The organism is Myroides sp. LoEW2-1 (genome assembly GCF_009767705.1).
Classification (GTDB): Bacteria; Bacteroidota; Bacteroidia; order Flavobacteriales; family Flavobacteriaceae; genus Flavobacterium; species Flavobacterium album_A.
On sequence record NZ_WSPP01000075.1, the window covers coordinates 1 to 10970 of the forward strand.

9 protein-coding genes are annotated in these 10970 nt (G+C 35.4%); 6 read left to right on the forward strand and 3 right to left on the reverse strand.

Annotated elements, in window-relative coordinates; all coding sequences use genetic code 11:
• Positions 1-161 precede the first annotated feature (161 nt).
• The 3 genes from GOQ24_RS05490 (at position 162) to GOQ24_RS05500 (ending at position 6145) form a co-directional block, all read left to right on the forward strand.
• Complete coding sequence (locus GOQ24_RS05490) at positions 162-503, forward strand: DUF6660 family protein (protein WP_155092272.1); 342 nt, start codon at positions 162-164, stop codon at positions 501-503.
• Positions 504-585: 82 nt separating this feature from the next.
• Entirely contained in the window at positions 586-4929 is a 4344-nt protein-coding gene (locus GOQ24_RS05495) for a CusA/CzcA family heavy metal efflux RND transporter (protein WP_160339256.1), read from the forward strand.
• Between the two features lie 16 nt (positions 4930-4945).
• On the forward strand, positions 4946-6145 hold the full coding sequence (locus tag GOQ24_RS05500) for an efflux RND transporter periplasmic adaptor subunit (protein ID WP_160339257.1): 1200 nt from the start codon (positions 4946-4948) through the stop codon (positions 6143-6145).
• 52 nt (positions 6146-6197) lie between these two features.
• On the opposite strand, the gene GOQ24_RS05505 is transcribed toward GOQ24_RS05500, so the two are convergent.
• The gene (locus tag GOQ24_RS05505; protein ID WP_155092275.1) at positions 6198-6692 is read right to left on the reverse strand and encodes a hypothetical protein; all 495 of its coding nucleotides are present in this window, start codon (positions 6690-6692) and stop codon (positions 6198-6200) included.
• Positions 6693-6834: 142 nt separating this feature from the next.
• Complete coding sequence (gene prmC / locus GOQ24_RS05510) at positions 6835-7677, reverse strand: peptide chain release factor N(5)-glutamine methyltransferase (protein ID WP_155092276.1); 843 nt, start codon at positions 7675-7677, stop codon at positions 6835-6837.
• Positions 7678-7722: 45 nt separating this feature from the next.
• Here prmC and ribD point away from each other — a divergent pair, with 45 nt between their 5' ends.
• Complete coding sequence (gene ribD / locus GOQ24_RS05515) at positions 7723-8790, forward strand: bifunctional diaminohydroxyphosphoribosylaminopyrimidine deaminase/5-amino-6-(5-phosphoribosylamino)uracil reductase RibD (protein ID WP_160339258.1); 1068 nt, start codon at positions 7723-7725, stop codon at positions 8788-8790.
• A gap of 1 nt (position 8791) precedes the next feature.
• Positions 8792-9418: an IMPACT family protein gene (locus tag GOQ24_RS05520; RefSeq protein ID WP_155092278.1), complete on the forward strand. Its 627-nt coding sequence runs from the start codon at positions 8792-8794 to the stop codon at positions 9416-9418.
• Between the two features lie 75 nt (positions 9419-9493).
• Here GOQ24_RS05520 and GOQ24_RS05525 read toward each other — a convergent pair whose 3' ends face one another.
• Entirely contained in the window at positions 9494-9967 is a 474-nt protein-coding gene (locus tag GOQ24_RS05525; RefSeq protein ID WP_155092279.1) for a hypothetical protein, read from the reverse strand.
• 526 nt (positions 9968-10493) lie between these two features.
• On the opposite strand from GOQ24_RS05525, the gene GOQ24_RS05530 reads away from it, so the two are divergent.
• A partial coding sequence (locus GOQ24_RS05530) for a hypothetical protein (protein WP_160339259.1) occupies positions 10494-10970 on the forward strand: 477 nt, incomplete at its 3' end.

Genomic DNA, 10970 nt, shown 5'->3' on the forward strand with positions numbered 1-10970 from the left:
GTATTCTAAACAAAACACTTATAAGTTACTTTTAAAACAAATCAATTAAAAAACACCATTATTTAAACAATCGAAAGTTTTTGAATGCAACAGCATTGCAATTGTTACTAAAACGGACTTTTAGCTAACTTTATTTGGGCTTTTTTCACTAAGTTTGTCTTATGAAAATGTTACAACAAATATTATCTATACTTTTAGTACTGGTTATTTTTACAACTAGTATGTATCCTTGTGCAGATAAATTTGTTGATAAAACAGAACAATTATCCTCTTTTGACAAGGTAGATTTACCTACCTATAATCAAGATAGGGATTATCATTCTTTAGACGCCTGTTCCCCTTTATGTGCTTGTAGTTGTTGTGCTAGCTCTATTACTCTTGCCTTGGCGCTAAACATTACACAAGTCAAAACAGTAATTCACAGCCCTCAACACTTTAATCACTATGACAATCTGTTTTCCAGATTGGATAGCAGCATTTGGCAACCCCCTAAAATAGCTTAGTTTTTATTCGAATTAATTACTCCTCCTAAGGTCAAAGACTTCTGGGAGCAGCATTTACATACATATATTAAACTATGCTACTATGTTAGATAAAATCATACATTTTAGTATCCGAAACAAATTCATTATAGGAATACTCACTTTAGGTCTCATCGTGATGGGAATCTATTCAGTGATGAATTTGCCTATGGATACACAACCTGATATTACCAATAATCAAGTTCAAATAATCACTACTTCTCCTACACTAGCTACCCAAGAAGTAGAACAGTTCATTACTTACCCTATTGAACAAGCCGTTAAGCCAATACCAAACATTACCGAATTACGCTCCATTAGCCGTTTTGGATTAAGTGTTGTTACTGTTGTTTTTACAGAGAAAACAGACATTTATTGGGCAAGAGCTCAAATCTCTGAAAAACTCAAAGCTGCAGAAGAAATAATTCCTAAAGGGGTAGGTGCGCCCGAACTTGCGCCTGTTAGCACAGGACTGGGCGAAATCTATCAATATGTTGTATTTCCCAAAGAAGGATATGAAGACAAATACAATAGTATGGACCTTCGAACCATTCAAGATTGGATTATTAAACCTCAGTTAATTGGTGTAAAAGGCGTAGCTGAAGTCAATACACTTGGCGGTCATTTAAAGCAATATGAAATTGCTGTAAAGCCTGATAGACTAAGAAGTATGGATACTTCTATTATCGAAATATTCCAAGCCTTAGAGGCTAATAACGAAAATACAGGTGGAGCATACATTGACAAAAAACCTTATGCTTACTTTATTCGAAGTGTAGGAATGGTGAATAGCCTAGAGGATATCGAAAAAATTGTCGTGAAGAATATAAGCGGTACTCCCGTTTTAATTAGAGACGTTGCAGATGTGCGTATCGGCAGTAGCATTCGATATGGAGCAGTGACCAAAGATGGAAAAGGAGAAGATGTGAGCGGTATGGTCATGATGTTAAAAGATTCAAATACGCAAGAGGTTGTAAAACTTGTCAAAGAGCGCATGACGCAAATTGAAAAATCACTTCCAGAAGGTGTGGGAATTGAGCCTTTCTTGGATCGTACCAGATTAATCGAAAAAACAGTAAGTACCATTCAGACAAATTTAATTGAGGGTGCCCTAATCGTAATCTTTGTACTTGTCTTATTACTTGGAAATTGGAGAGCTGGTCTAATCGTAGCTTCAGTTATTCCGCTGGCTTTGCTATTTGCTATTTCCATGATGAAACTATTTGGCGTTAGCGGAAACTTAATGAGTTTAGGAGCAATTGACTTTGGTTTAATTGTCGACGGAGCAGTAATTATCGTCGAGGCCATTGTCCATAGATTACACGCAGGTAAAAACCGAAGGTTATCGCAAGATCAAATGAATACCGAAGTGTATTCAGCTGCATCCAAAATTAGAACCAGTGCCTCTTTTGGAGAAATTATCATTTTAATAGTTTACTTGCCAATTTTAGCTCTAACTGGAATCGAAGGAAAGATGTTTGGCCCGATGGCAATGACTGTTTCATTTGCTATCCTTGGAGCCTTTATCCTTTCTCTTACTTATGTACCTATGATATCTTCCGTATTCTTATCTAAGCATGCAGGAAAAGAAAAACCTAACTTTAGCGATAAGTTAATAGATAAATTATACAGTTGGTACAAACCTGTACTGGAGAGTGCCTTTAAAGTAAAGCGCTTCGTTCTGATACTGGCATTTGGTCTGTTTGCCATTGCCTTATACTTTTTCACTCGCATGGGTGGAGAATTTATCCCAACCTTAGATGAAGGTGACTTAGCTACTCACGTGATTATATCATCAGGTAGTTCTCTATCTCAAGAAATTGAGACCACTACCAAAGCAGAAAAGATTTTATTAGATCGATTCCCTGAAGTAAAAATGGTTGTTTCAAAAATCGGTAGTGCTGAGATACCAACAGACCCTATGCCAATGGAAGCTGCCGATGTAATCATTATTCTAAAGGACAAGAAAGAATGGACAAGCGCAAAAACCAAAGAAGAACTCATCGACTTAATGGAACAAGCTCTTGAGGAAATTCCTGGAGTAAGCACAGAGTTTTCACAACCCATACAAATGCGCTTCAATGAGCTGATGACGGGAGTAAGAAGTGATGTTGCCATTAAGGTGTTTGGAGAAGACTTAGACAGACTCTCAAGTATAGGAGATGAAATCAATACTTTAATTAACGATGTGCCCGGTGTAGCCAGTACAAAGTTAGAACGAGTAACCGGTCTACCTCAAATATCTATAAAATATGACAAGGACAAATTGGCTTTATATGGATTAAAAATCTCGGATATCAGTCAAATTGTTCGCTCTGGATTTGCAGGTGAGACTGCTGGAGTTGTTTATGAAGGAGAAAAGAGATTCGACCTTGTAGTACGCCTTGATCAAGACTATCGTTCAGATATAGAAAACTTGCGCAATATCTTTATTCCTCTTACTGATGGTCAACAAATTCCATTGGGCCAAATTGCCACAGTAGACTATGAAGATGGACCACAGCAAATCAGCCGAGAAGAAGGTAGAAGGAGAATTGTACTTGGATTCAATGTTCGCGAACGCGACGTAAAAAGCGTGGTTAGTGATATTCAAGTTATCCTTGATCAAAAATTAAAACTGCCTGAAGGCTATTATATTACTTATGGAGGGCAATTTGAAAACTTAGTTGAAGCTACCAATCGATTAATGATTGCAGTACCAATCGCATTAGCTTTAATCTTTATTTTATTGTACTTCACCTTTAAATCAGTAAAGCAATCCTTGATGATTTTCACTGCTATCCCCCTATCTGCAATTGGCGGAGTAGCTGCTTTATACCTAAGAGATATGCCTTTTAGTATTTCAGCTGGTGTAGGTTTCATTGCACTTTTTGGTGTAGCTGTGCTCAATGGTATTGTGTTAATTGGACAATTTAATCACTTAAAAGAAGATGGAATGGGATTATATGAAAGAATAATTGAAGGGACTAAACTGCGCCTTAGACCAGTACTGCTTACTGCTTTGGTGGCATCCTTAGGCTTTTTACCAATGGCACTAAGTACAAGTGCAGGTGCTGAAGTGCAAAAACCGTTAGCCACAGTGGTTATAGGAGGATTAATCACTGCTACAATACTTACTTTAGTTGTGCTACCTATCTTGTACTATTACGAAGAAAAAGGATTCAAGTTCTCCAGAAAAAAAACAATTGCTACTGTCATTCTATTTTTAATTGGAACGACAATACAAGCTCAACCAATTCAAAAACTGACTTTGGAACAAGCCCTTGCATTGAGCATTGAAAACAACAAGTCTATTTTAGCTGCTGAGCTAAATACAAAAGCTCAAAAACAAATGACTCGTACCAGCTTTGACTTGGAAAAAACATCCATTGAAACAGGCTTTGGCTATTTAGATACAAAAGAAAAAAAAGATATCACTTTGTCTATTTCTCAATCTTTTTCTCCTTTTAGCTATGGCAAAAAGAAGAAAGTCTTAAACAAAGCCTACGAAACAGCTGTTCTCGAACAACAAGGTACTGTGATTACAACACAATATGCCGTCAAACAAGCTTGGGAGAACTTGCTCTACGCCATGACAAAGAACAAACTCCTACAAGAGCAAAGTGAACTGCTAAAAGATTTTTCTAAATCAGCAAAGCTTCGATATCAAACTGGAGAGACAACACTTATGGAAAGCAATGTTGCTATTGCTAAAGAACAAGAATTAAACGTTGTAATCTCACAAAATAAAACAGTGATTGACAATCAAATCTCGAAACTAAAAGCGCTATTGCAATTGGATGAAGACTTTGTCCCTGCCGAATCTACTCTATTGTACGACAAACACAATCCAGACGATTCTTTTGACATAAGTCAGAACAATACTTTGCTTTTAGCCGAGAAAGAAATTGAAAGTATTGAAGCTAATAGAAAATTAGAGAAATCAACATTACTTCCAGATATTACGCTGGGATACAATATAAAATCCGACTCTGGTACTATCACAAACAGCGCAGGAGAATTAGTCACTTATGGAAAAGAACTACGCGTGCCAAGTTATAGTGTAGGTGTATCTATTCCACTGTTCTTTGGCAGTCAAAAATCGAAAATCAAAGCGATGAAATACCAAGTAGAAATGGCTACAATGCAAAAAGATTATATTCACAAACAACTACTCGAAACAGTACAGCAACAGTTAGATATAATCTTAGCACAGGAAAACGTGATTGATTACTACCAAGAAAACGCTTTAAAGAATGCTTTGATTATCAAAGATCACGCAAAGAAATCTTATAATAATGGAGATATCTCTTATGTTGAATACATACAATCTGTGGAAACAGCACTAACGATTCAAATGAATTACTTAGATGCTTTACTCCAGTACAACCTAAGCCACAATACCCTGCATTATTTAATCAATCAATAATCAACAACGAATCGATATGAACAAATCAATTATATATTTAGTTTTTGCCTTGTCTTTTACACTTTGGAACTGCAAGGGAAATACTCAGGATGACCACACAGACCATCAGAGCAATCAAGAATCAACCTCTGCAAAGAAAGAAGAATCCCAAAATAAAGAGGTAGAACTAAACCAGATACAATTTAAAGCAGCTAATATAAAATTGGGAGCACTGCAAAAGAAAAACCTCAGTGATATTATCCGCGTGAATGGGCAAACAGAACTACCTGCACAAAGTCAAGCTGAAGTGTCTTCTTTTTTAAGTGGTACAGTTACTCAAATTATGGTAAACCTGGGAGATAAAGTAAAAAAAGGTCAAGTCATTGCCTTAATTGATAGCCCTGAATTTATACAGCTACAAGAGGAATATCAAATCTCTAAAAATACTTTAGAGTACTTAGAACTCGAATATAAACGTCAACAGACACTCAGAGCAGAAAACGTGAACTCTGAAAAGGTATATCAAAAAACAAAATCAGATTTGAATATCGAACGTGCTAAGTTCCAATCTTTGAGCAATAGACTAAAGCTGGTAAACCTTCAACCTGGAGCCTCAGCTACTTCACTGCGTATCTTAGCGCCTATTTCAGGAAATATCGCTACTATGCCTGTTAAGATTGGAAGCAATATCTCCCAAGGGCAATCCCTATTTACACTTGTGGATAACTCCCAGATTCACTTAGACCTTATGGTTTATGAAAAGGATTTACCTAATATTCAAGTAGGGCAAAAAGTATCATTTAATCTTACTAACATTAACAAGAGTGAGATTACAGCTACAATTTTCAGCATAGGAAAGTCTTTTGAAGCTGGTACAAAAACTGTTATTGTACACGCAAACATCAATGAGATTAACGAAAATCTAATCCCAGGATTATATGTCAATGCACTTATTCACATCGGAGAAAGCACGGTTGATGCTTTACCGAATGATGCTATTGTAAAAGCGGATGGTAGAGAATTTGTCTTTGTCCTTGAGCAAGAAGAAGCTGGACTTAAGGCGGATCACTTCCACTTTCAGCGTATAGAAGTCAAAACAGGAGTTTCTGAATTGGGATATACCCAAGTAACATTAATGGAAAAATTGCCAGGTGACGCGCAAATAGCTATCCAAGGTGCTTACTATATCCAAAGCCACTTGATTAAAAACGAAGGTGGCGGAGGTCATGCTCACTAATTAAAAACAACTATAAAAATAAAGGTCGGAATTATCCGACCTTTATTTTTATCTATTTATAGTACTGCTTAATATGCGCAATTATAATCTTTAAATCTTCAACAGGTACCTTAACAGCACTTCCAAATAATTTAGTGCCAGACTGCATCAGCAAAACCCCCTTGTGATCATCGGAACTTCCAATTGAACGGATCTCGAAGGAAATAGCCTTATCAGTTAAATTATAGCGTTTTCTCTTGTCTTTAAACCAACCGTAATTCGCTTGATAGTATACGTGATCGTCTGCAAAATAGAATTCTTCTTCCCCTTTTGTATTCCAAATCGCCAATCTAAAAATAAACAAACTGATAAACAATAAAGCAGTCATGACAATAATATTGACTATGGACATTGTTGTTGTAGGTAGCAATATAGCACTTACCGTCGCGATTATTGGCAATAGTATTCCTGCTATAGCAATGACATAAAGGATAATTCGTATTGCTAAAGGTGCTTTTTTAACTCTCAGCAATAACTGTCTTTCGTTTATTTGATACTGTGTACTCATAGTTTATTGGTTTAACAAAGTAAAGGTAGATATATTTATGTACAAGTCAATATACACAACAAATAACGCGATACTTTTTTCTTCGCTTTTGACTCTCTTGTTAACTTATCAGATGTATTTCTACTACTATTAACAAAAAATACTAATACTTCACTGCTTTAATCATGCGGTCATTACCAACCATATCCTTTCGAAGCTCAATTTGCTCAAACTGCAAACTGTTAAATAGGTCTACTGTTTCTGGTCCTAAGTATTGGTTTATCTCATAAAATAACATACCTGATTTAACCAAATTATCATTGGCTAACTGAGCGATTTTACGGTAAAAAATCAAAGGATCTTCATCTTTAACAAAAAGCGCTAAGTGAGGTTCATAGTCGAGTACATTCTTGCGTATTTCAACTTTTTCAAGGTTTCGAACATAAGGAGGATTTGATACAATAATATCATACTGACCTTCAAGTCTATCTAGTGCCAAGACATCTTGCAAAATGGTTTGCACACTAACGCCATTTCTAATTGCGTTTGCTTTAGCGGTATCTAAAGCCTGCTTTGACACATCCATCAAAGTAACCTTAGCCTTTGGCAATTCACTTGCTAATGTAATGCCAATACAACCACTTCCCGTTCCTATATCTAATATACTGACTTGCCTATCCTGTGCTACACTATTGATAATCCACTCTACCAACTCCTCAGTTTCACTTCGCGGAATCAAGGTATACTGATTCACTTCAAAGGTCATTCCGTAAAAATACGCCCTTGAAAAGATATATTGAATGGGTTTTTCCTGTATTAAATCTCGTAAGACACTTTGCCAACGCTCCTGTTGCTGAGTTTGTAACTCGGGATTCATAATCAAATCTATTCTCGATTTTCCCTCTATCTCATCTAAGGCAATGAAGAACATCTGCTCTGCCTCACTTAAATCATACAAAGTAGAGAGAGATTCTATAAACTGCTGTTTAAATAACTTAATCTGCATAGTAAAAGGCTAAAAACAAATATGTTTTAGCTAAAAAGTTTAAATTTGCTCAAAGATACAGTTTTATCAATTTTGGAGAAACACGAATTATATATTTATAGATGTATTCAACTTGCCAAGCAAGGAACCTATGCGGCAATGCCTAATCCGAGTGTCGGAGCAGTTATTGTCCACAATGACAAGATTATAGGCGAAGGGTTTACATCTTTGTACGGAGGACCACACGCAGAACCCAATGCAATTGCTTCGGTTAAAAACCAACAGCTACTTAAAGAAAGTACGCTCTATGTTAGTCTTGAACCTTGCAGTCACTTTGGAAAAACCCCTCCATGTTGCGATTTAATTATCGAAAAACAAATACCCAGAGTAGTCATTGGCACAGTAGATCCGTTTGCTAAAGTCTGTGGAAAGGGTATTGCAAAAATGAAAGAGGCAGGAGTTGAAGTCACTGTAGGTGTATTAGAAGATTCTTGTCAAAAAAGCAATAAACGCTTTTTTACATTTCATCAAAACAAACGCCCTTATATTATTCTAAAATGGGCCCAAACAAGTGATGGGTATATTGCACCTTTACACAAAGAGAAACAACGTCCTTTTTGGATTTCAAACACTTATTCTAAACAATTAGTGCACAAGTGGAGAAGCGAAGAAATGGCTTTCCTTGTTGGAACTAATACTGTTTTAACAGACAATACCGAGCTAACAACAAGGCACTGGTATGGGCAAAACCCCATTCGCGTATACATCGACAAAGCCGCAAAAATAGACCAGCAGTTTGCCATTAGAAATAATCAAGTAAAGACAATTTGCATAACTGCAAATAAAGAAATGATCTCTCAAGGGAACACAATATTTGAATATGCAAACTTTCAGGAGAATCTCCCTGAGCAAATTTGCCATATTTTGTACAAACACAATATACTCTCAGTAGTAATAGAGGGAGGAAGACAAACCCTACAATCTTTTATAGACAGTGATTTGTGGGATGAAGCACGTATATTTGTAGGACAAGCTACTTTAAAACAAGGGATAAAAGCACCTGTGCTCAACACCTTTAAAACATTAAACCAACATCACATACTAAGTGATACACTAAAGATCGTTACCCGATAAAATGAGTGAAACAATTGATTCATATAAAACAATAAGTCAACCGACACAAGAAGTATTATACAAGGAAAAAAACAGTAAGTTCTTTGGGTATGCCTTCCCTATTCAAAATGAAGAGCAGGTAAAGGAAATTCTCGAGCGCATAAAAAAAGAGCACTACAATGCACGACATTGGTGTTATGCCTTTCAATTAGGTGCAGAACAAGTTTACTATCGCGCCAACGATGACGGAGAACCCAGCAATACAGCAGGAGCACCTATACATGGACAAATACAATCCTTTGAGGTAACGGATATACTTATTGTGGTTGTGCGCTACTTTGGAGGAGTCAAGCTCGGAGTTGGTGGACTAATTACTGCCTATAGAGCTACGGCGCAAATGGCTATGGAAGTAGCAGATATTATCGAAAAGACAATTGATAAAAACTTCAAGGTTAGATTCCAATACAAGGACATGAATAATGTAATGCGCGTTATCAAAGAAAAAAACCTTACTATTATCGCTCAAAACATGCAGATGAGTTGCGAAATTGAGCTATCGATACGAAAGAGTGAATACCAACAAGCCTTAGAAGCTTTCGTTCCATTTTACGAAGTAAAGGTTATAGAACCAGAAGATGAGGATTACTAATGCAAAACAAAAAGCAGAACTAACTACCTGAGTTAATTCTGCTTTTTGTTTTAGCCAGCTATAATCTTACATTGATTACTCACTCATATAAGCCAACCATTCTATATATCGCTTGTCAATAACAGTTTTAATTAATAAATAATTCTCCTGTGTGTCAGCTACATGATATATACTATCAAAATGTTGATTTGCTTGATGAGCTTTTTGATTAAACACGCTTGTATAGTCTTCCAAATAAGAATTATACTTGGCAGTAAAAGCTGTATCCTCATCGTAATAGGCTTTTGCAAAAGCATTTCCTTGTTCATTTAAATCATAAGATACAAACTTTTCATCGCAAACTTCCAAGAGAAACTCTGCTCCTGTTAATTCACCTTCTAACAATTCTTCAATCTCCTGCTCGGAATCCTCAAACAACTCCTGAGAATATAGTTTCTTTTCAATACACCATTTTAAAAACATCCCGATATGCGTTGCAGCACACTCGTCCGCTAATCCTTGAGGGTAATCCCCTCCATAATGCCAAGAGGCATCGTCATACTTAGACATAGGCTATCTATTTTCTTAGATTTAATCAAATTTAGCAATAATTGCGATATTTATAAAATGTCTTTTTACACAAAAACTCACTTGTAAAAAACAACATAACCAGACAAGGTATAAAAGTAAACAAGCGATTAAGTAGCTACTTAATCGCTTGTTCTAGTTATATAATTTGGTAAACATTAATTAACTTTTCCCTTTAATTATCTCTATAAAAGAGATATAGAATGTAAAACCATTACAAATATATATCGTAAGTATACATCCCTTGAATAATTTATACAAACGCTATTGGTAATAAATAATATTAAACCAAGTCTAAAACAACTCATTCAAATTGTAATTTTTATATACCAATGTTTTTACTAAAACCAGCAGTCATATCTTTTATACACGCAACACACATAAATGCAAATACTTAGTACAAAAAACCAAACAAATCTACATTAGCCTGTAAAAAGCCTTGCTAGAATGTTATATTAAGGCTACATTTGACTAAATTAATTAAATCTAAATAAAAATAATTTACAAAATGATTAAAACACATTGGTTAGTCTCGAGTTTAATACTAGTACTAACACTCGGTTCATGTTCATCTACTGATAATAATCAAGAGCCAATAAGCGAAGTAGATACACAGAAAATAACAATTGATAAACTATGTATTGGTTTAAACAACAATAAACAATTTACACCAAATGCACCACTTCCCGTTCAAGCTCAGATCAATTCTAAAAATAAAATTGAAAAAATAACTCTACTTTTAAAACAAGACGATACCATAATTTGGCAAAATACATTTACTTCTATAATAGACCAGTTAAACACAACCATACCAACCAATCAATTAAGTATCGAATCATCACCTAGTAGTAATTTTACGATCGAATTAATAGCTAGTGATAAAAACAATATATCAACCTCTGTTGTAGAACAAATTAACTTTTTAGACTTTACCATAACAGATGTGAATTTTCAAACTATTTTAACTCAAGAATCAGAAGATAAT